The organism is Bradyrhizobium sp. S69, from assembly GCF_009766005.1.
Classification (GTDB): Bacteria; Pseudomonadota; Alphaproteobacteria; order Rhizobiales; family Xanthobacteraceae; genus Bradyrhizobium.
Genome location: NZ_LMUK01000060.1, coordinates 16,365 through 37,274 on the forward strand (window position 1 = coordinate 16,365; position 20,910 = coordinate 37,274).

Genomic DNA, 20,910 nt, shown 5'->3' on the forward strand with positions numbered 1-20,910 from the left:
TGCCATCCTTCGAGACGCCCGCCTTCGCTACGCTTCGTCGGGCATCCTCAGGATGAGGTTGATCCACTGTATCCAGTAGCATTATGGGGTCTCGGAGTGCAATTTTCCGAGCGGCGGCAGAGGGTTTAACGCATGGCTGTTCTCGTAACCCGCCCGCACCCGGACAATGAGGCGACCGCCGCGACCTTGCACGCGCGCGGCTTCGAGGTGCTGCTGGCGCCGATGCTGCGGTTCGAGGCGCTCGCCTTCCAGGACGATTCGGATGCGCATTATCATGCGGTCATCGTCACCAGCGCCAACGCGCTGCGCGGCTTCGAGCGGCACCCGTCAGGCCAACGCTTGCTCAAGCTGCCGTTGTTCGCGGTCGGCGAACACACCGCGCAGGCCGCCCGCCACGCCGGTTTTGGCGATGTCATCGCCGCCGATGGCGGCGTCGCCGCCTTGCGTGACGCCGTGCTCGCCAGCGTCAAGGCGAAACGTCTGAAGAAAGCCGGCACGCTGCTTTATCTCGCCGGAGCCGATTTGGCGCGCGATCTCGCCGGCGACCTCGGCGAGCGCGGTTTTACCGTCGTCACCCACACCACCTACCGGATGATTCCGGTCGCCGAACTGCCGCCCGCGGCCCGTGAGGGTTTTGCGGCCAACCAGATCGCCGCGGTGCTGCATTATTCGCGGCGCAGCGCCCGTGCCTTTTTGCAGGCAGCGCGAACCGCCGGCGTCGAAATCTCGGCGCTCGCGATACCGCAATGCTGCATCTCCGACGCGGTGGCCTCGGTGGTCCGCGATGCCGGGGCGACGCAGGTCCTGACCGCGAGCAGGCCCGATGAAAATGCCTTATTGGAGGCGCTGATGCGTGCGTTACGCCCCTGATCGCGCTAAGAGAGCGTCGAATCTGGTAGGGTCCAGCCAGGACAGAATGAGGAACAGTCGCGATGGCCGATGATCGCCTTGAAGAACGGCCCCAGGGAATCCCTCAGGAATCACCTCAAGACACGTCTCAAGAAGACACATCTCAACAAGACATATCTCGAGAAGACTTGGCGCCGCCACAGGATTTCGGCCGCGCCAGGCGTGCGCCGCCCACCATCGACCTTGAGGCGTCAGAGGTATCCAGTGAAACCCGCGATCCGGTCGGCGATGCCGCGCCCGAGAGCGCTTCACACGAGCCTCGAGCCGAGGAAGCCCGATCAGGCGAAACCGTGGCGGCGGAATCGGCCGCCACCGAGCCGCCGCATCCGACAGCTGCTCCGATTTCTCCTTGGGTGATCGCGCCGGTTTCGGGCGCGGTCGCGGCAGCGCTGGTGATCGGCGTCGGCTGGGTGCTGGGCTGGCCCGCGGTTCAGCCGGCACCCGTGACGCCGCAAGTCAGTGTCGCCGCGGTCGATGGTATCGCTGCGCGCGTCGCCGGCCTTGAGCAGAAGGTCAGCAAGCCGGCAGCCGATCCGGCGACGGTGGCGCGGATCGTGGCGCTGGAGAAATCGCAAGGCTCGCTGCGCGATGAACTCGCCGCAACGCGGGCGCAGTCGGAAAAACTCGTCGCCAGTTCCAGTGCGGCCAATTCCACTGCCGCGCCGGTCGACGCTACTGCTGCGGCAGTCGATCTGTCCGCGATCAATGCGCGTCTCGATCAAATCGAAAGCGCGGTGCATGCCGCGACCGCGCCGCAAAACGCCAAGCCGGCCGATGACATAGCGCTGCGCCGGGTCGTGGTCGCCTCGCTGCTTGATCTTTCGGTGCGGCAGGGCGAACCCTTCAAGGATGCGCTGAGCGCGGCGAAATCGCTGGCCCCTGATGACGCGGCGCTGAATTCGCTCGAGAGCTTTGCTGGCAATGGCGTGCCGACCGCGGCCATCCTGAGCCGCGAGCTGCTCACGCTGGTGCCAAAACTGTCGCCGCCGCCGGTGCTGGAGAATGACAGCGTCAGTCCCGATATTGTCGATCGGCTGAGGGCGGGTGCTGCAAAACTGGTCCGCATCGAGCGCATCGACGCGGTCGGCAATGATCGCGGCGCGATTGTCGCGCGGGTCACGACGGCGGCGCTGCGCAACGATTCCAACGAGGCGCGGCGTGAATTGAAGACGCTGCCGCTGGAGGAGCGCACCGCGGCTCAATCCTGGCTCGACAAGGCCGATGCGCGCGATGCGGCGCTCGCCGCGGCGCGCCAATTCGCGACGGACGCCATGGCGTCGCTCGCCAAACCCGCGCAATAGGCCTTCGATGATCAGGATCATTCTGTTTCTGCTGTTGATTGCGTTCGCAGGCTGGGGCGCGGCATGGGTTGCCGATCAGCCCGGCGAAGTCGTGATGAATTGGGGCGGTTGGCGCGCTCATCCCACGGTGCCTGTGTTCGTGATGTTGCTCGGCATTGCCATTGCCGCGGCGATTCTGGTCTGGACGATATTGCTGGCGCTGTGGCGTATGCCGAAAGGCATTCGGCGCAGCCGGCGCGAGCGCCGCCTCGCGCGCGGCCGCCACGCCATCACGCAAGGTCTGCTCGCGATCGGCCATGGCGATTCTTCCTCGGCCCGCGCCCATGCCGAAGTTGCGCGCCGTCACGCAAGCCAGGATCCGCTGGCGCTGTTGCTGCATGCCCAGTCCGCGCAGCTTGATGGCGATCGTGGCGGGGCGCAGCGCGCCTTTCGCGCCATGGCCGAGCGTGAGGACACAAGGTTGTTGGGCTTGCGCGGATTGTTCGTCGAGGCCCAGCGTGCCGACGATCCGGTCGCCGCGGTGACGATCGCGGAAGAAGCCTTGAAACTCGCGCCGGCCTCGACCTGGGCGTCGCATGCGGTGCTCGGGTTCCGCTGCGCCAAGGGCGACTGGAGCGGGGCGCTGGCGATCCTCGACACCAATTTGTCGTCGGGACTGATCGACAAAGCGGCGTATCGGCGCCAGCGCGGCGTGCTATTGACCGCGCGCGCGCTGGAACTGGAAACGGTCGATCGCGACCGCGCGCGCGAAGCCGCGATGGAAGCGGTCAAGTTGGCGCCGACATTGGTGCCGGCCGCGGTGCTCGCGAGCAAATATGAGAGCGAGGCGCATCAAATCCGGCGCTCGATGCGGATCGTCGAGACGGCGTGGCTTGCGCAGCCGCATCCGGATCTGGCCGATGCCTACGCCCATGTCAGGCTGGGCGATTCCGCGCGGCAGCGGCTGGTGCGCGTGGAGACGCTGGCGGCGAAGGCGCCGGGTCATCCGGAAAGCGCGCTGGCGCTCGCGCGCGCCGCGATCGATGCCACGGAATATGTCCGCGCCCGTGAGGCGTTGGCGCCGTTGATCGCCGCGCCGACCCAGCGGGTCGCGATGCTGATGGCCGAGATCGAACGCACCGAGCATGGCGATAGCGGCCGGGCGCGGGCCTGGACCCTGCGCGCGGTGCGGGCGCTGCATGATCCGGTATGGACCGCGGACGGTTATGTCTCCTCGACCTGGCGGCCGGTATCGCCGGTGACCGGCCGGCTCGATGCCTTTGTCTGGCAGGCGCCGCTCGCGGCATTGCCGTCCGACAAGAATGCCACCATCGAGCCGTCGCCGTTTGAAGAAGCCATGCTGGCGCCGCCGGCGCCACGGCGCGAACCGCCGGCTGCCATCGCGAGCGAGCCTGCCGCGGAGCCCGCTGTGGCCCCGATCGAGCCTACCGCAGCGGCGCCACAGGATAATTCGCCTGATGTCACACTGGCGCCGGAACCGGCACCCGCCGCGCCGCCGCCCCCAGCCGAGCCGCCTCAGCCCGCGCCTCTGTTTCGCGCGCGCCAAGATCTTGCCGGGCATGATCAGCCCAAGGCCGCCTTATCGAACATTCCGGCGGTGATCCCGATCGTGCGGGCGCCCGACGACCCCGGGATCGACGACGAGGCGACCGGCAGCGAATTCGCCGAACCGATCCACCCCACCAGCCAGACCGGCGGCTGGCGCGGGTTTTTGTCGCGCTGGGGCGGATAGGTTCCGGTCAGGAGGCCCCGTTTTTCTTGCAAAATCGCGGCGCGCCCGATATCAGGTGCGGGCGTTTTCGGCCCGCTGCCGAAGCCGCGCCATGGTTCGCCGCAATAGCTCAGTTGGTAGAGCACGTCATTCGTAATGACGGGGTCACAGGTTCGAGTCCTGTTTGCGGCACCAAGTATCATCCGCTGCCGTTCTCCGCCGTCCGCTTTGAGCATGCAAGGCACTGAAAACAGTGCCGTTTTACGTTGTGCTGCCCGCTGCCGTTCACGGCCGTGGCGGGTAACTCACGGACGAGACCGTCAACACCGCCAAACCGGGCAAGCTTTAGCTCGCATGTGCTGAATTGGCGCGCGCCGCGGGAGCGAGCGGTTCCATCTGCGTCGGCTGGATCGACGGTGCGGCCGCGACGGCGGCAATGCCATCATGAGCTTGCGATCCCGAAGACATCTCGACGCGGGCCGCCCGGCGGCCGATCGCGACCATCACGCCGCACACCGAATAGAAACCCACACCGAGGGCGTAGGTGTGGGCGATGCCGAACTCGATCGACAAGGCCATGCCCAGCACCGAGGCAAACATCGAGGTGATGCCGTTGGCGCTCCAGAAGAACGGCAACAACTCCGAATGACGGCGCCAGATGCTCAAGCCCAACGGGAACATCATGCCCATGCAGAACGCCGGCGGCGCCAGCAGCAGCACCGACAATAGGATGCGCATCTCGGTCGCTTCCGACCGCGCCCAAATGGTGAGCGAGGGGGTCAGGAACCCGGCCACCGCCAGCGTCGTCAGCAGGGCCGCGACCCTGGCGATGACGGCGCCCGGCCGCGGCAGATGCGCGCCCACCGTGGTGCTTCCGATGCCGCCGAACAGCAGGATGGTGAACAGCACCACACTCAGCCCGTAGACCGGATGGCCGAGAAACACCATCAGCCGCTGCATCTGCGAGATCTCGATCAGCATGAAACCCATCCCGATCGCGCAGAAATACGTCACCGGCGGCGTCAGCACCGACAGCGGCGTCCGCCTCGCGAGCCGGATGAAGGGAACGACGATGTAATAAAGACAGGCAAGGAGTGCGGTCACGATCAGCGCCAGCGTCATGCTGATCGCCGCGTTGTTGTTGTACGACAGCGTCGACAGCGGCTTGCCGAAGAAATCCGTAAACCGCGAAGTATAGAAGAAGAACGGATTGTCGTCGGTCGAGGGGCTGACATTTTGCGGCAGCGAAGCGAAGAATGCCGCGTCGGCCTTGCCGGCCATCATCGTCGAGGTGACGCTGTCGAAACTGACGTCGGGGCCCAGCAATATCTTGAAATCCTGGGCCTGAAGCCGCGCCCGCGCACCTTGCCATTGCGCCGGCGTGAAACCGTCAGGGCGGGTAATCACGGTGACGATACCGCCGACATTCAGCGCGATGACATGGTTGACGAGATCGGCTGCGGCCACGCCCTGCCACTGCAGCGCTTCGGCTGCGATCGCGACCAGGCGATAGAATTCGCCGCGGTGAGCGTCCGGCTCGTACCAGCGCGATACCGACAACATTCCGCCCGGCTTCAGCGCCCGGTAGAAGTCGTTCCATGCCTCGATTGTGTAGAGCCGGTTTTCCGTCAGCGTCAATCCGCCGGCGGCGGTCGCAGCCCAGGTGTCGATCAGCGAGATCTGAACCAGGTCATATCGGTCGGACGAATGGTTGATGTAGCTGCGGGCTTCGGCATTGACCAGCGACACGCCGGGCCGGCGATCGAGATGACCTGAGAAATCGGCGAATTTGTCGGTCAGGACCTCGAAGATCGCGGGGTTGATCTCGATGCCGTGGATGTGCTTGGCGCCGAAATAGAGCGCGGACAGCACGTCGCGTCCGCCGCCGACGCCGACCACGGCGACGTCTTCCGGCGGCTGCACCAGATAGGCGGAATTGATAACGTCGTCCCTGAGATAAGAAAGCTTGCCGACATCGCCATCGTTGCGGGTGATGACGGTTGCCGCGTCTGCGTCGATGTCGAGATGGTCCTGGTCGATCTTCATCTCGGGGATATGCGAAAAACCCCAACCGAACGGCGCGCTCACGCCGTACGCGGTCACCCTTACCCGCGAATAGGTATTCCAGCGTTCGAACAGCGTTCCCAGTTGCTCCGAGCCCTTGGCCCAGAACACGCCGAGATGGCCTTTACCCGATACGTCGAGTCCGGTGTGTACGACGGTCGCCGCCAAAAACGTCAGCGCGACCGTCCCGCTCAGACGCAGGCTGCGGACCTCGCCGCTGCCGCGCACCACCGCAAAACCGGCGCCGGCCGCGAGGGCGCCGATTCCGAACGTGGCGCTGACGGGATCGACCACCAGCAAGACGAAGATCACGGCGAGGCAGCCGATGGCTGCGCCGGCGAGATCGGCCGCGTAGAGCCAGCCGCCGCCATAAGGCAAACGGGTGAGCAGCAACGTGATGCACACGCCGCTTTCGGTGAACGGGCCGACAAAGGCGATAGTCGTGATCGCGAGCGCCACCAGCACGTAATCCGATGGGATCACCAGCGGGACGCACAGGAAGGCGATCATGGCGCCGACGCCTGTGATCGCGAACCACGACGCGTGGCGGGCGAATTCCGCTCCCACCCGCTCCGGCGCATAACGCTCAGGTTTGTTGTAGACCTCCATCGCGCCGCGCGTCATGCCGAGCATGGCCAGCGAAATCGCGGCGAAGGCGAAATGGTAATACAGCATCACGCTGAAAAAGCGCGTGATCAGGATCTGATAGGACAAAGTGGCCGACGCCAACACGAAAATCGCCAGATAATGGCGGCCGGTAATTCTGGGGAATGCCTGCAAGGTGAAGATCCTCAGGAGGCTTGAGCCATCCGTGCGACGCGGTCAGAGCCCGTGCACGTTGCAGGAAACTTCCTAACAACGCCTTGAGGTGGGCCCGAGCGCCGAACCCGCGTCGTCGTGGTGCCGGAATCAGCGGGTAGCTCCGGCACGACTCGGTGCGATCAAGGCGTATCCCTTACTGCGAAACCGTCTGCACCACGCTGGCGACGGGGCGGCCGCTGGAGACCGCGACCTTGCTGCCTTCCTTCTGCACCATGTCGTCATACTCGGCGAGCGTTTCCAGCGTGCCCTTGGGTTTCATCAGCACGATCTTGTAACCGCCGGCCTTGAGGCGACGCAGCAATTCGGGCAGCGCCTCGGCGGTGTGCTTCTGGAAATCGTGCATCAGGATGATGCCCTTGCCGAGCTTAGCGAGCCCACCCATGACGGTTTCGATTTCCTTTGCGGGGGTGTTGTTGCGCTTGTAGTCGAAGGAGTCGATATCGCAGGAGAAGATCGCAACATTGCGCGTGCCGAGATAAGCCACCGAAGCCGGGCCGTGCTGCAGTTCGGGGAAGCGGAAGAACGGTGCGGGCGCGGTGCCCAGCGCTATCTTTACGGCGCTGATGCCCTTCTCGATTTCGTCCTTGGCTTGCTGGTCGGTCATCTTCTTGCTGTTCAGATTGGCATGCGACCAGGTGTGCGTTCCCACGGTGTGGCCGGCCGCCAGCACCTGCCGGAGGATTTCCGGATGATAGCTCGCATGCTTGCCGATCGAAAAGAACACCGCCTTGGTGCACTGGTCCGCCAGCGCCTTGAGCACCGCGGGCGTATTGCCCGGCCACGGACCGTCATCGAAGGTCAGCACGACTTCCTTGTCGGCCAGAAAATCGAGCTGCTTGAAATGCTCGAAGCCGAAGCCGGGCCCGCCGGTGGTATCGACTTCGACGATGCGGCTGACGCCGAGCGCATCCGGATTGGCGCAAGGTGCTGCGGCCGGCTGCGCTACGACCGCCATGGCCGGGCTCGCGGCCGGTGTCGCGGGCGAGCCGGGCTTGCCGGAAATCGCCGCGGTCGTTTCGACATCGTCGGCGGATTTGGCGCTGGCTGGAAGCCGATCGGCTTGCGCGGCCTTCACGGTCGCGGGGGCGGATGACAATTCGGCGTGCGGCGAAGCGGTCCAGAACCAGACACCAGCGATCACGGCGGCCGAAACAACGCATGCCAACAACAAGCCTAACGCATTACGCATGATTTACTCTTTCTACACACTCAAAGTTATGACCGCGTGCCCGCTTCGCGATGTCGGCATTTGGCCGACCTCGCGAATGTCCCACGCCGCGCCCGCCTCTCGCATCCCTGTCATTAATGAGAAATAGACGTTAACGTCCTGCCAACGACGCCCCGTTCCGCCAACTAATTTTCACCATGCGGTGGAACCCGAAACGCTCTCAAAGATACTAACAGCGTGGAGCTGCGCGAATTCGTTTCCATTCATTGAGGCGTGTGAGGACCAACCAGATGGCCAGATTTCTTGTGATCGTTCCGCTTGTCCTGACCGGCTTTTGGGTCTCGGCGGCCTCGGCCCAGCAGCAGCAACCGGGGCACGACGCCTGCGCCCGCGACGTCACCCGCCATTGCCGGGCGGTGATGAATAATGGAGACAATGCGGTGCTGGCCTGCCTGCAGCAAAACCGCGCCCGGATCAGCAAGGCCTGCAACCAGGTGCTGGTCGACCACGGGCAGTGATTTTCGCTTTCGTTATTCCGGGATGCGCCGCTTGGCGTGGGCTAGGATGCGCAATTGCGCGCCTCGGAATGACGGCAAACTACGTGCTGCTCCCCGCCGCCGTTGCGACTACCGGCAGGACGTCGCCGGCGGCGCCATCGGGCGTTTCTTCCTTCCAGCGCACCGATCCGAACGGGCGTTCCAGCATGCGGCGGACCCGCACCGGGTCGGGGCCGATGTGAAAGTCGATGGCGCGCTGGTGCAGCGCGCGTTCGGATTGCGTCGCGCGGTTGCGCTGGCGCAGGAAATCGAGCCAGGTCGGGCAATGATAGCGCTCGGTCCAGAGCTCGGGATCGGCGATGTCGCGCGCGATCGACCAGCCATAGGCGCCGTTGCGCTGGCGGCTGAGCTGCACGTCCTGCATCACATTGTGGAAGGCGCGGGCGTTGTCCTGCGCGACGCGATATTCGATCTCGACCACCAGGGGCCCGCTGCGTCCGGTCAGCGAGAGCCGCACTTCCGGATCGGCCAGCACCTCGGCTTCGCCGTCGCGACCGCCGATCCGCGGCATTCGCAGCCACAATCCGATCAGCGGCGACAAAAACATCAGCCCGCCCGAAACCAACAGCGCGGTTTCCACGCCGGCGGCGTCGGTCAGGCGGCCCCAGCCCCAGCTTCCGATCGCGATGCCGCCGGCGATCGAGGCCTGGAACGCCGCGAGCGAGCGGCCCGCCACCCAGCGCGGCGCCGAGAGCTGGACGCCGATATTGAACAGCGCGACCGCCAGCATCCATACCGCGCCCGCGATCACCAGCGCCGCCGCGGTCAGCACCGGCTCGCGGCTTAATCCGATGGCCGCGATCGCGACGCCCATCGTCAGCGCGCAGGTGCGCACCGCGGCCTCGCCGGTCATCCGCTTGCGCACTTCGCCGATGTTGAGCGCACCGATCACCGCGCCCATGCCGAACGCGCCGAGCATGATGCCGTAGGCCTGTGCGCCGCCATGCAACAGGTCGCGCACCACCAGCGGCATCAGCGCCGATACCGAACCGCCGAAGATGCCGGTCACGAAGGTTCGCGCCAGCACGATACGGATCGAGGGCGAGTTGGCGATATAGCGCACGCCCGAGACCATGGCGCGGTTGAGCCGCTCGCGCGGCAGCCGCGACGGCGCGGTGACGCGGCGCCAGCGAAACAGCACGACCAGCAGCGGCAGATAGAGCACCGCATTGGCCGCGAACGCTGCGACCGCGCCCGCGGCGGCAACCACCACGCCGCCGATCGCCGGTCCGAAACTTCGCGCGATGTTGTAGCTGATGCCGTTCAGCGCCACCGCCGAGGGCAGCGTTTCCGCCGGCACCTGCTCGCTGACCGAGGATTGCCAGGCCGGTCCGAACAGCGCCATGCCGCTGCCGACCACGAAACACAGCGCCAGCAGGATCGGCGGCGTGACCAGGCCGAACCACGACAGCGCGGTGAGCACCGTTGCGCCGGACAGCGAGATCGATAGCGAGACCAGCGCGACGATGCGGCGGTCATGCATGTCGGCGATGGCGCCGGCCGGCATCGAGATCAGCATCACCGGCAGCATCAAGGCGGTCTGCACCAGCGCGACCTTGTCGGCGGACGACGTCATTTGGGTCATCGCCCAGGCCGCGCCGACCGCCTGGATCATCAGGCCGAGGTTGGACAGCAGGCTCGCCAGCCAGATCCGCCGGAATACCGAATGCCGCAGCGGTGCCGCGAGGCTGTCAGCGGCAAATTTGGAGCGCTCCGGCTGGTCCGTCATATCCCGTTCCGTCTGGCCTTGCGATCGCGGGCGTCGGTGGCCCTGTGATTCCCTCCTGGATTGATGCCCGCGAAACTCCTTCGCTGTCCAGTGCCGAGGTAGCCACCAACGGCCGCAAGGCCCTGATAACCCACTGAAAGATCACGGAAGATCATCCGGCCGCGGCGGCGGTCGCCTGAGCATTGATGAATTACAGATATGACTTCATGCGGTTTGTTGCGGCTAATCGATCGGTGGGGAGCGCCTATTTTCTAAGACATCAGGACGGCCGGCGGCCGGCCAATCGGAGGACAGACCATGAAAAAGCGCGTGCTTGGAAAGAGCAATCTGGAAGTTTCGGCGATCGGCTTCGGCTGCATGGGCCTGAATTTCAGCTATGGCCATTCGCTGGGCAAGGCGGAGAGCGTCACGCTAATCCGCCAGGCGGTCGAGCGCGGCGAGAATTTCTTCGACACCGCCGAGGTCTATGGTCCCTACACCAACGAGGAGATCGTCGGCGAAGCGCTGAAGCCGGTGCGCGAGCAGGTGGTGATCGCGACCAAGTTCGGCTTCAACATCGAGAACGGCAAGATGGCCGGCATGAACAGCCGCCCCGCGCAGATCCGCGCGGTCGCGGAGGCCTCGCTGAAACGGCTGGGCATCGAGGTGATCGACCTGTTCTACCAGCACCGCGTCGACCCCAATGTGCCGATCGAGGACGTGGCGGGCGCCGTCAAAGAGCTGATCGCCGAGGGCAAGGTCAGGCATTTCGGTTTGTCTGAGCCGGCTGCTGCGACCGTGCGGCGCGCGCATGCGGTGCAACCGGTGACCGCGCTGCAGAACGAATATTCGCTGTGGACGCGCGGCCCGGAGAGCAACGGCATCTTCGAGGCCTGTGAGGAACTCGGAATCGGCCTCGTCGCTTACAGCCCACTCGGCAAGGGCTTTCTGACCGGTGCGATGAGCGCCGACACGAAACTCGGCGAGAATGATTTCCGTAAGCTGCTGCCGCGCTTCACGCCGGAAGCGATGGAAAAGAACCAGGCGTTGATCGATCTGTTGAAGCGCATCGCCGGCGACAGGAAAGTCACGCCGGCGCAGATCGCTCTGGCCTGGATCCTGGCGCAGAAGCCCTGGATCGTGCCGATCCCCGGCACCACCAGGCTTGCCCGCTTCGAGGAGAACATCGCGGCCGCCGATCTCGAGCTGACCACCGGCGATCTCGGCGCGATCAAGCGCGCGCTCTCGGACATCGCCGTCGAGGGCGAGCGATACCCCGCGCACCTGATGGCGACCATCGGCCGCTGATCGGAAATAGGCGAGAGCCCGGTTCTGCTCCCTCGCCCCGCTCTTGCGGGGACACACCGGAACCGTCATCCTGAGGTGCGCGCTCTTGCGCGCCTCGAAGGATGCTGTTCAGCATCGTGCATGCGGCCATCCTTCGAGGCTCGCAAGGGCTCGCACCTCAGGATGACGTCCGAATTAGCTTCACAGACTCTCTTGCCGGTTCAACCGTCCCGAGCATGCAGAAGATGAGTGAGCGCAGTGCCCGAATCGCTCACGCGTAAGGCGTGCCGGCCATCGTCGCTTTCAGGCCGATGGTCCCTTTATCGACGGTAGCGAGAAAGGCAGTTTTCGCTTGTTCTGCATCTTTCGTCTGCCGAAATATCCGATGCGCCTGGAGGAAGGCCACGGTCCAGATCGCCAGCAGCAGACCGGCCGCCAGATGGGCGTCGGGATCTGTGGGGTCTCGCCCGACGCATTCGGATAACGCGACCGCGACGACCTCGGCGAGTTCGTCACGGATCGCCCGGGCCCGCGCTTTGAGGGTTTCGCTGGCCTCGATGGTCTCGATGAAGCCTTGGCCCTGCGGGTTAAAACTGAAGAGGGGGCTGCGCTCGGCAATCAGCCGATGCGCGAGCAGACGGTAGGCCTCGGTCGGCGGGAAACGGAGATCGCGCTTGCGCAAGGCTTCGCGCAGGATCTCGCGGCCTTCTTCGTCACGATCGAAGAACATGTCCTCCTTGCGGGGGAAGTGGTTGAACACCGTCATCCGCCCGACGTCGGCGGCCTCCGCGATCTCGTCCACCGTCACGCGATCGAAGCCCCGCTCCATGAACAGCTGCGTGGCGGCGTCGGAGATGCCCTGTCGCGTGGCGAGGCGCTTACGGGATCGGCGGTCGGATGGAATTGACATGAGACGGCTTATACCATATCTAAATATGTACTAAGTACATATTAGGATTTAATCCATGAAAAATTCGGTCGATGTCGTGGTGGTGGGAGCAGGGCCGGTAGGCCTGCTGACCGCCATCGAGCTGACCTTGGGCGGGGCGCGGGTTCTCGTGCTGGAGCGTCTGGCCGCCCTAAGCATGGTGTTGAAGGCAGGAGGGATCGGACCTCTCGGGATCGAAGCCTTGCGGCGTCGCGGCATGGCCGCGGCCATCGGCGCCGCGCAGGCGCGCAGCTTGTCAGCGATGGAGAAGTTCGCCGCGCCAAGCGCGCCGGGCCTCGGTAGTGGCGAACCAAAGTATACCAAGTACAGCGGCCACTTTGCGGGTCTGATCCTGATCCGAACGGACGCGCAGAAGGAGCCGGAACGGCGCGGCAGCCCGGTCGATCAGCAAGCCATCGAGGCCATGCTGGCCGATCGGGCGCGCTCGCTCGGGATCGAGCAGCGCCGTGAATGTGATGTGACCGGCCTGGTGCAACGGGCCGATAGCGTCGATGTGGCGTGGGCCTCTCCCGCCGGCGAAGGCCATGTCCGCTGTTCCTGGCTGGTCGGCTGCGACGGTGGACGCAGCGCGGTCCGCAAACTGGCCGGCTTCGATTTCCCCGGCTCGGATCCGACGTTGACGATGTACCAGGCGCTCGCAGAGGTCGAGCATCCTGAGTGCCGGTTACCCCATGGCTTTCGTTACACATCGGGCGGCATGTTCGGGTTCCTGCTCGGTCGTGTCTTCATGATGGACTTCAGCGGGCCGCCGAAAGATCGGGACGCTCCGGTCACACACCAAGAGTTCGAAGCCGTGTTGCGTCGTGTCAGCGGCCTGGATGTTCATGTCAAAGCGTTCGAAAACGCCAGCCGCTGGACCGACAATACCCGGCTGGTCGATACCTACCGCCGAGGCAGGGTGTTTGTTGCCGGCGACGCGGCGCATATCCATTCGCCGTTCGGCGGTCAGGGCCTGGGTCTCGGGCTCGTCGACGCGACAAACCTCGGCTGGAAGCTCGCCGCGGTCGTTCGCGGCGAAATGCCCGAAAGCCTGCTCGACAGCTACACTGCCGAGCGGCGACCCGTCGCCGAAGCCGTTCTGGCCAATACCCTTGCCCAGACCGCGATCATGCGGCCAGATCCGCAATCCGGTGCGATGCGGGAGGTCGTGGCGAACCTGATGCTATCGGATGACGTCAACCGGCTGATCGGTGAGATGATGAGCGGCCTTTCGATCCGTTACGATCTCGGTTCGGAGCGCGACGACGTCGGCCGCGTGATCGGTGACAGGCCGATCAACCAGCTTTCGCCCAGCGATGGCGCGAAGCTCTATGACCTCATGCAGGATGGCAGCGGCGTTCTGCTCGACGCCTCGACCGAGGGCAAGGCTTCCAGGCTCGTGGCAGCCTGCACGCCAAAGATACGTTGCGTCGCCGTCGATACCGGGCCTTCGATGCTGATCCGTCCCGATGCCTGCATTGCCTGGGCCGGCGAGGCGAACAGCACCGACGGATTGCAGGAAGCGCTGCGGCGCTGGTTCAATCCAACGCTCGATCATGCGTCCATGGTGCGAACTGAATCCGCCGCAGCCTGAGGCAGTCTGTTGGGCCGGCATCGGAGTCACCGACCCTCGGATGCTTTAATCGCGCGGCATTGTGAGGGTTAGCTGCTATAAACCGCCTGGAATTATATCAGAGGTTCATGAATGCAGCGCGAGGAGCTGGTCGATCTCAACGCTTTCCTGGTGGTTGCGGAAGAACGCAGTTTTACCCGCGCCGCCGCCAAGCTCGGCACCTCGCAATCGTCGCTGAGCCACACCATCCGGCGACTGGAGGCGCGGCTTGGCGTGCGGCTCTTGACCCGGACCACCCGGAGCGTCGCCCCGACCGGGGCCGGCGAACGGCTGCTCGGCACGCTCAGGCCGGCGCTGGACAGCATCGGCACCGAACTCGCCTCACTGGGCGAACTGCGCGACAAGCCGGCGGGGCGAATCCGCATCACCACGTCCGAGCACGCCGCCACCAATGTTGTGTGGCCCGCGCTCGAAAAACTGTTGGCCGATTATCCTGACATCCACGTTGAATTGGACGTCAACTCCAGTTTTACCGACATCGTGACCGAGCGGTTCGACGCCGGCGTCCGATTGGGCGAGGCGCTCGCCAACGACATGGTCGCCACCCGAATCGGTCCCGACCTACGCATGGCGGTGGTCGGTTCGCCCGGCTATTTCGCGCAACGTCCGATACCCCGCACGCCGCAGGATCTGGCCTTGCATCAGTGCATCAATTTGCGCCTGCTCAGCGCCGGCGGTCTTTATGCGTGGGAATTGGAGAAGGACGGTCGCGAGCTGCGCGTGCGCGTCGAGGGACAGTTGGCCTTCAATAGTACCCGGATGATCGTCCGCGCGGCCGCCGCCGGCTTCGGGCTCGGCTTCGTCATGGAGGACCAGGTCGCGCAACAGCTCGCGGACGGGCGCCTGATCCGCGTGCTGGAGGACTGGTGCCCGTCATTTGCAGGCTACCATTTATATTATCCCAGCCGGCGCGAGCCTTCGGCCGCCTTCGCCTTGCTGGTCGAGGCGCTGCGCTATCGCGCCTGAGAGGACCGCGCGCCGCGCTGCCTCATAATGGCCACCAACCGTCCGATCAAAAGCGCTATGGTTCGGTCGCAGACCATTTTGACGAGGCCGACCGTGAGCATTGCCGAAGCCTACGACATCCCAGCCCCGCGCGTGCCGCTGGTGCCGCCAAGCCCGCCGCGCGCGCCGCAGAGCATGAATGTGCTCGGGCGGATCTCGGCGATGCGCAAGAGCGTGATCGGGACCTGGGGCCAGCGGGCCTATGAAGAGGACATCATCCAGGGTCGCTTCTTCGGTCACGGCAGCTTCATCCTCAATACGCCGGATGCGATCCGGCATGTGTTGGTGGACAATTACGAGAACTACACCCGGACCCCGCCCGGCATCCGGGTGTTGCGGCCGGTGCTCGGCGAGGGTCTTCTGATTGCGGAGGGACGGGCCTGGAAACACCAGCGCCGCACTTTGGCGCCGGCCTTTACGCCGCGCGCGGTCACGACGCTGATCCCGCACATGATCGCGGCCACCGACGAGACCATCGCGAAGCTTGGCTCAAGCTGCGGCGGCCCGGTCGATCTGCGCGAAGCGATGCAGCGCATGACGCTCGAGATCGCCGGGCGCACCATGTTCTCGTTCGGCATGGAGCGTCATGGCGCTGCGTTACGCGACTTCGTGATGGAATATGGCGCGCGGCTGGCGCGGCCGCATTTTCTCGATCTGCTGTTGCCGCTGAATTGGCCGACCCCGCAGGATTTTTCCCGCGCCCGCTTCCGCAAGCGCTGGACCGCGTTCGTGGCGATGCTGATGGCCGAGCGCCGCGCCGCCGGCAAGACGGCCGGTGCGCCATCGAGCGACCTGTTCGACCTGATGGACGCCGCGCGCGATCCCGAGACCGGGCAAGCCTTCAGCGACGAGCAGCTCGGCGACCAGGTGGCGACGATGATTCTCGCGGGCCATGAGACCACCGCCACCGCATTGTTCTGGTCGCTATATCTGCTCGCGCTCGATCCGGAGACGCAGGACGCGGTCGCGAGCGAAGTTAAGGGCGCAACCGTCAACGGCGGGCTCGATCTGGAGCGGTTGAAATTCACCCGCGCGGTGGTCGACGAGACGATGCGGCTCTATCCGCCGGCGTTTCTGATCGCGCGCGCGGCGCTGGCGCCGGATCAAATCGCCGGGCTGCCGGTCAAGAAGGGCGACGTGATCCTGATCGCGCCGTGGCTGCTGCACCGCCATGAGAAGCTCTGGCGCGATCCCAACGCCTTCGTGCCGCAGCGCTTCATGGCGCCCGAGCCGGCGCCGGATCGGTTTGCCTATCTGCCGTTCGGCGTCGGCGCACGGGTCTGCATCGGTGCGCATTTCGCGCTGGTGGAAGCGACCCTGGCGCTGGCCAAGATGATCGGCGCGTTTCGCGTCGAGCTGCTCGACAAGGCGCCGCTGATGCCGATCGGGATCGTCACGACGCAACCCGAGCGCTCGCCGATGTTCCGGATCATGCCGCGCTGACAAGACAGCCACAGGCTAAATCGTCACCCGCAAAACTGTCATCCGGACATCACTTGGATGCGGCTGCAATCCGCCCTACATACACCTGATGAGCGACACCAAGGCACAATTTACGGCATTGAAGCAGGCGGCCGATCCCGCGGTCGCCGACGCCATCGAGCGGTTGATCGAGACCGGCGCGGATCACGAACTTAATCGGGTCAACCTGCTGGATTTTTCGAAGCGGACCGGGCTCGACGAAGAGCAGGTGATCTCGGGCTTTCTCCACGCCTCGCGGCTTGGCCTGTTCGAACTGACCTGGAACGTGCTGTGTCCGGGTTGCGGCGGCGTACTCGACGCCCATTCGACGCTGAAATCGCTGCGCAGCGACGACTATCATTGCGGCCTATGCGCCTGCAATTACGAGGCCTCGGTCGACGAGCAGGTCGAAGTCGCCTTCACCGTCAGCCCGCGTGTCCGGCGCATCGCGGCGCACGATCCCAATGCGCTGCCGATCGCGGATTATTTCAAGCAGATATTCTGGAGCTCCGGCGTCGATTTCGACGAGCAATCGTTCGCCTCGCTGTCCAACGAGGTGATGCTGAGGGCGCTCGAATTGCCGGCCGGCGACAAGACCACGCTGTCGCTGCAATTGCCGGCGCAATTCATCATCATCTTCGAGCCTGTGACGCATGCCGCGCATTTCATCGACGTGCAGGGCGATCCGACCACCGATCCACAGCATCTATCGCTGGTCTATGACAAAAGATATGCGCCGGTCGAAACCACGGTGCTGCGTCCCGGCCCGCTATTGCTGTCGCTCGACAATCATGCCGGTGTGCGCGCGTTGCCGACGGTGCTTGTCGCCGCCGACGCGCTTCATCATCTGCTCGGCAAGCGCAAGCCGTTCATCACGGCCAAGCGGATGCTGACCAACCAGACCTTCCGCGACGTCTTCAAGGCCGACAATCTCACGATCGACCAGCGCCTCAAGATCACCTCGCTGACGTTCCTGTTCACCGACCTCAAGGGCTCGACCGCGCTGTACGAGCGGGTCGGCGATCTCGCCGCGTTCGATCTGGTGCGGGCGCATTTCCACGCTTTGCTGGAGATCATCTCGTCGGAGAAAGGCGCGGTGGTGAAGACCATCGGCGATGCCGTGATGGCGACCTTCAACCGGCCGGAGCAGGCGCTCGCCGCGGGATTGCGCATGCGCTCGGCGATGGAACGGCTCAATGTCGAGCGCGGTACCAGGGACCTCGTGGTCAAGATCGGCATCCATGAGGGTTCGTGCCTCGCCGTGATGCTCAACGAACGGCAGGATTATTTCGGCCAGACCGTCAACATCGCAGCACGGGTGCAGGGCCTCTCGACCTCGCAGGCGATCCACATCACCGGACCGGTGATCGATGCGCCGGCGGTCGCCGCGATCCTCGACAAGGCCGCGATCACGCCGATTCAAAAGCAGGCGGCCCTGCGCGGCATCGCCGACAAGATCGTGGTGTACGAGATACCGTAGGGCGAAACGGCGGATGCCGTGTCCCGGGCGCGGTGCGGCATTCTTATGCCGCTCCGCAGAACCGGGACCCACGTGTCAGTGGTGGACCCCGGATCAGCAACGCATCACGCCGCGAGACGCGGCGCGTTGCGTAGCATCCGGGGAACGTGCTTGAGCGCTCCGCATATTGCCTAAACGTAATGCTTGCGCCGGAACCGGCGCGGATTGCGCGGGTTGGATTTCTGAACCATATATCGGTCACGACAGGCCATCATTGGCCTTCATTTCGTGGCGGCCGAGGCCCTCAACTAGTTGGAAGATCGATGCTCGACGGACTACGCCAATTCATTGCCGATGTTGTTTCTCCAGCCGCGCACAGCGACCGGAAGTTTGACGACACCGGCTTCCGCCTTGCGGCGACGGCGCTGCTGATCCACGTCATCTCGATCGATGGCGAACCAACCGACGTGGAGAAGCGCAAGCTTCACGGGCTGTTGGAAACTCATTTCGCGCTTGATCCGGGCACCGCGGATCAATTGATAGCGTCGGCCACGCTGGTCGAGGGCGAGGCGGTCGATCTCTATCATTTCACCAGCGTCATCATGCGTTCGGTGGACGAGCAGGGCCGGCTTCGCATCGTCGAAATGATGTGGGAGCTGGTTTATGCCGACGGCCAGGTCAGCGAGTTCGAGGATAATGTGCTGTGGCGCGCCGCCGATCTGTTGGGCGTGTCGGCGCGCGACCGGATCGAGCTTAAGCATCGTGTGGCCGAACGGCGGCCATCGGCGCCGGCCGAGGGCGGCTCGGATGTCGCGGATGCCGCAATATGATGCGGTGCGGCGAATGCGCGCGACCCGACATGACGGAACTTTAATTTATTGACTTGTGGGCCGTCTGGGCCTCGCTTGGGCTCGGAAATATTGCTGTTCAATTCCTGTAAATACAATTGATCACGCCGCCATGCCGGGGGGTGACTTGCGGGTGACGCGTAGCCCGCCTAAACCGTACCCCTCATCCCGGCGCGCCAGCGCCCATCCTTGCCAACGAAGTTTAGAGCATTGAACGTGACCGAGCGTGTGACGCTGATTACGGGAGCCTCAGCGGGAATAGGTGCAGAACTGGCGCGCGTGTTCGCATCGAACGGCCATCGCGTGGTCCTGGTGGCACGTCGCGCCGATCGCCTGGCCGCGCTGGCCGACGAGATCAAGGCGGCCGGCGGCGCGGCGCCGATCGTGATCCCATGCAATCTCGAGCAACCCGATGCCGGCGATCAAATCGCCGCGGCGCTGGCCGCCGAAGGCGTCGAGGTCGAGTTCGTGGTCAATAATGCGGGCTTCGGCCTGTTCGGCAATGCGATCGAGCTAGACCGCGCCGAGCAGCTCAACATCATCAACGTCAATGTCCGCGCCATGACCGACCTTTCGCTGCGGTTTTCCGACAGCCTGATCCGGCATCGCGGCGGCATTCTCAATGTCGGTTCGATCGCCGGCTTTCTGCCGGGGCCCGGGATGGCGGTCTATTACGCCTCCAAGGCCTATGTGCTGTCGTTCACCGAGGGGCTGCGGCAGGAGCTCGCGGCCCGCGGCGTGCGCGTCACCGCGCTGTGTCCCGGCCCGGTCCCGTCGGAGTTTCAGGTGCGGGCCGGATACACGCCTGGATTTGATTCGGCGATCCTCAATGTTCCGGCATCCGAGGTCGCCCAACAGGGCTATCGCGGGCTGATGGCCAACCAGCGCGTGGTGTTGCCCGGTCTCGGCATCAAGGTCGTGCCGTTCCTGCTGCGGCTGTTTCCGCGCGGATTTATCCTGGCGGCGGTCGGCCGTTTTCAGCTCCGAAAACGCTGATAGGCCGCATTCTGGCCCGCGATTTGCTTCGAAGACGGTCCAAGCTCATACGAAATTAACGTTTGCTTAGGTATGATTCCGGCCCTGAGCGCGTGATCTCCGGGCAAACGCTTCGCGTCTGTCCCGGCGGGAAAAGCCTGAAGAACGATGTCGCTTCCGCCGATCGAAGCCAACACCGAAGCCGTCCTGCGTTTCCCCGGCAGGCTGTCGGCATCGCCTGTGTCGCCCTTGCGATCACCAGTGTCGCCTTTGCTGCCCATCCTGATCGTGCTGCACCGGGAAACATCGACGCCGGGGCGCGTCGGCAATGTGCTGCGGGCGCTCGGATACGGGCTGGACATCAGGCGCCCGCGGTTTGGCGATGCCCTGCCGGAAACACTCGACGATCACGCCGGCGCGGTGATTTTCGGTGGGCCCATGAGCGCCAACGATCCCGATGATTTCGTGCGCCGGGAAATCGACTGGATCGCGGTGCCGCTGCGCGAACAGCGGCCGTTTCTCGGAATTTGTTTGGGCGCCCAGATGCTGGCCAAGCAGCTTGGGGCCAAGGTTGCGCCGCATCCGCAAGGCCGCGCGCAGATGGGATATTATCCGATCCGGCCGACGGCGGCGGGCCATGCGGCCTGCCCGGGCTGGCCGGACCATGTCTATCACTGGCACTGCGACGGATTTGAGCTGCCGGCCGGCGCCGAACTGCTCGCGGAGGCAAGCGACTTTCCGGTGCAGGCGATCCAGGCCGGCCACGCCTTCGGCTTTCAGTTCCATCCCGACGTGACCTACGCGATGATGCATCGCTGGACCACGCGCGGCTGCGAGCGCCTCGCGCTGCCGGGCGCGCGGGAGCGCCATCATCACTTCGCCGATCGGGCACAGCATGACGTGATCGAACGCGCCTGGCTGAACCGCTTCCTCGACGGCTGGCGCGCCCGCATGCCGATGTCGGTGATGTCCCAAGCCGCGGAATAGCGCGCGGTATCGCGAACGCGCTAGAGTTACCCCATCTACGGTCCGCGCTTTGAATAGGCTCAATCAACAAAAAACATCAGGGAGATC

16 protein-coding genes and 1 tRNA gene are annotated in these 20,910 nt (G+C 64.7%); 13 read left to right on the forward strand and 4 right to left on the reverse strand.

Annotation, left to right across the window (positions count from 1 at the left end; genetic code table 11):
* The first annotated feature begins 132 nt into the window (after nucleotides 1–132).
* From GSQ88_RS31785 to GSQ88_RS31800, 4 genes are all read left to right on the forward strand, one after another.
* Nucleotides 133–870, forward strand: coding sequence for a uroporphyrinogen-III synthase (locus tag GSQ88_RS31785; RefSeq protein WP_159012052.1), 738 nt, complete (start codon nucleotides 133–135; stop codon nucleotides 868–870).
* A 167-nt stretch (nucleotides 871–1,037) separates the two neighbouring features.
* Complete coding sequence (locus GSQ88_RS31790) at nucleotides 1,038–2,210, forward strand: COG4223 family protein (protein ID WP_246785171.1); 1,173 nt, start codon at nucleotides 1,038–1,040, stop codon at nucleotides 2,208–2,210.
* 7 nt (nucleotides 2,211–2,217) lie between these two features.
* Nucleotides 2,218–3,942, forward strand: a complete 1,725-nt coding sequence (locus GSQ88_RS31795; protein WP_159012054.1) for a heme biosynthesis protein HemY — start codon at nucleotides 2,218–2,220, stop codon at nucleotides 3,940–3,942.
* 98 nt (nucleotides 3,943–4,040) lie between these two features.
* Nucleotides 4,041–4,116: transfer RNA gene (locus tag GSQ88_RS31800), tRNA-Thr, on the forward strand.
* Between the two features lie 150 nt (nucleotides 4,117–4,266).
* On the opposite strand, the gene GSQ88_RS31805 is transcribed toward GSQ88_RS31800, so the two are convergent.
* Both GSQ88_RS31805 and GSQ88_RS31810 read right to left on the reverse strand, forming a co-directional pair.
* Nucleotides 4,267–6,765, reverse strand: coding sequence for a spermidine synthase family protein (locus tag GSQ88_RS31805; protein ID WP_246785172.1), 2,499 nt, complete (start codon nucleotides 6,763–6,765; stop codon nucleotides 4,267–4,269).
* A gap of 175 nt (nucleotides 6,766–6,940) precedes the next feature.
* A complete protein-coding gene (locus GSQ88_RS31810; RefSeq protein WP_159012056.1) occupies nucleotides 6,941–7,996 on the reverse strand; it encodes a polysaccharide deacetylase family protein in 1,056 nt (351 codons plus the stop codon).
* A 269-nt stretch (nucleotides 7,997–8,265) separates the two neighbouring features.
* Between GSQ88_RS31810 and GSQ88_RS31815 the strand changes: the two genes are divergently transcribed.
* Nucleotides 8,266–8,493, forward strand: coding sequence for a hypothetical protein (locus tag GSQ88_RS31815; protein WP_159012058.1), 228 nt, complete (start codon nucleotides 8,266–8,268; stop codon nucleotides 8,491–8,493).
* 79 nt (nucleotides 8,494–8,572) lie between these two features.
* On the opposite strand, the gene GSQ88_RS31820 is transcribed toward GSQ88_RS31815, so the two are convergent.
* Entirely contained in the window at nucleotides 8,573–10,261 is a 1,689-nt protein-coding gene (locus tag GSQ88_RS31820; RefSeq protein WP_159012060.1) for an MFS transporter, read from the reverse strand.
* 297 nt (nucleotides 10,262–10,558) lie between these two features.
* Between GSQ88_RS31820 and GSQ88_RS31825 the strand changes: the two genes are divergently transcribed.
* Nucleotides 10,559–11,548, forward strand: a complete 990-nt coding sequence (locus GSQ88_RS31825) for an aldo/keto reductase (protein WP_159012062.1) — start codon at nucleotides 10,559–10,561, stop codon at nucleotides 11,546–11,548.
* A 250-nt stretch (nucleotides 11,549–11,798) separates the two neighbouring features.
* Here the strand turns inward: GSQ88_RS31825 and GSQ88_RS31830 are convergent, their stop codons facing one another.
* The gene (locus tag GSQ88_RS31830; protein ID WP_159012063.1) at nucleotides 11,799–12,437 is read right to left on the reverse strand and encodes a TetR/AcrR family transcriptional regulator; all 639 of its coding nucleotides are present in this window, start codon (nucleotides 12,435–12,437) and stop codon (nucleotides 11,799–11,801) included.
* A gap of 55 nt (nucleotides 12,438–12,492) precedes the next feature.
* Between GSQ88_RS31830 and GSQ88_RS31835 the strand changes: the two genes are divergently transcribed.
* The 7 genes from GSQ88_RS31835 (at nucleotide 12,493) to GSQ88_RS31865 (ending at nucleotide 20,823) form a co-directional block, all read left to right on the forward strand.
* Nucleotides 12,493–14,049 (forward strand): FAD-dependent monooxygenase, encoded by a 1,557-nt coding sequence (locus tag GSQ88_RS31835; RefSeq protein WP_159012065.1) that lies wholly within the window; start codon nucleotides 12,493–12,495, stop codon nucleotides 14,047–14,049.
* A 111-nt stretch (nucleotides 14,050–14,160) separates the two neighbouring features.
* The gene (locus tag GSQ88_RS31840; RefSeq protein ID WP_159012067.1) at nucleotides 14,161–15,054 is read left to right on the forward strand and encodes a LysR family transcriptional regulator; all 894 of its coding nucleotides are present in this window, start codon (nucleotides 14,161–14,163) and stop codon (nucleotides 15,052–15,054) included.
* 93 nt (nucleotides 15,055–15,147) lie between these two features.
* The gene (locus tag GSQ88_RS31845; protein ID WP_174248169.1) at nucleotides 15,148–16,536 is read left to right on the forward strand and encodes a cytochrome P450; all 1,389 of its coding nucleotides are present in this window, start codon (nucleotides 15,148–15,150) and stop codon (nucleotides 16,534–16,536) included.
* Nucleotides 16,537–16,624: 88 nt separating this feature from the next.
* Nucleotides 16,625–18,034 (forward strand): adenylate/guanylate cyclase domain-containing protein, encoded by a 1,410-nt coding sequence (locus GSQ88_RS31850; RefSeq protein WP_159012075.1) that lies wholly within the window; start codon nucleotides 16,625–16,627, stop codon nucleotides 18,032–18,034.
* A gap of 302 nt (nucleotides 18,035–18,336) precedes the next feature.
* A complete protein-coding gene (locus GSQ88_RS31855) occupies nucleotides 18,337–18,843 on the forward strand; it encodes a tellurite resistance TerB family protein (RefSeq protein WP_159012077.1) in 507 nt (168 codons plus the stop codon).
* Between the two features lie 234 nt (nucleotides 18,844–19,077).
* The gene (locus GSQ88_RS31860) at nucleotides 19,078–19,857 is read left to right on the forward strand and encodes an SDR family NAD(P)-dependent oxidoreductase (protein WP_159012079.1); all 780 of its coding nucleotides are present in this window, start codon (nucleotides 19,078–19,080) and stop codon (nucleotides 19,855–19,857) included.
* A gap of 147 nt (nucleotides 19,858–20,004) precedes the next feature.
* Entirely contained in the window at nucleotides 20,005–20,823 is an 819-nt protein-coding gene (locus tag GSQ88_RS31865) for a glutamine amidotransferase (RefSeq protein WP_159012080.1), read from the forward strand.
* Nucleotides 20,824–20,910 lie beyond the last annotated feature (87 nt).

Coding starts and splice junctions, on each gene's coding strand:
- GSQ88_RS31815 (WP_159012058.1), top strand. CDS start 8,266: ATGGCCAGATTTCTTGTGATCGTTCCGCTTGTCCTGACCGGCTTTTGG.
- GSQ88_RS31820 (WP_159012060.1), bottom strand. CDS start 10,261: ATGACGGACCAGCCGGAGCGCTCCAAATTTGCCGCTGACAGCCTCGCG.
- GSQ88_RS31785 (WP_159012052.1), top strand. CDS start 133: ATGGCTGTTCTCGTAACCCGCCCGCACCCGGACAATGAGGCGACCGCC.
- GSQ88_RS31840 (WP_159012067.1), top strand. CDS start 14,161: ATGCAGCGCGAGGAGCTGGTCGATCTCAACGCTTTCCTGGTGGTTGCG.
- GSQ88_RS31825 (WP_159012062.1), top strand. CDS start 10,559: ATGAAAAAGCGCGTGCTTGGAAAGAGCAATCTGGAAGTTTCGGCGATC.
- GSQ88_RS31835 (WP_159012065.1), top strand. CDS start 12,493: ATGAAAAATTCGGTCGATGTCGTGGTGGTGGGAGCAGGGCCGGTAGGC.
- GSQ88_RS31830 (WP_159012063.1), bottom strand. CDS start 12,437: ATGTCAATTCCATCCGACCGCCGATCCCGTAAGCGCCTCGCCACGCGA.
- GSQ88_RS31850 (WP_159012075.1), top strand. CDS start 16,625: ATGAGCGACACCAAGGCACAATTTACGGCATTGAAGCAGGCGGCCGAT.
- GSQ88_RS31795 (WP_159012054.1), top strand. CDS start 2,218: ATGATCAGGATCATTCTGTTTCTGCTGTTGATTGCGTTCGCAGGCTGG.
- GSQ88_RS31810 (WP_159012056.1), bottom strand. CDS start 7,996: ATGCGTAATGCGTTAGGCTTGTTGTTGGCATGCGTTGTTTCGGCCGCC.
- GSQ88_RS31855 (WP_159012077.1), top strand. CDS start 18,337: ATGCTCGACGGACTACGCCAATTCATTGCCGATGTTGTTTCTCCAGCC.
- GSQ88_RS31865 (WP_159012080.1), top strand. CDS start 20,005: ATGTCGCTTCCGCCGATCGAAGCCAACACCGAAGCCGTCCTGCGTTTC.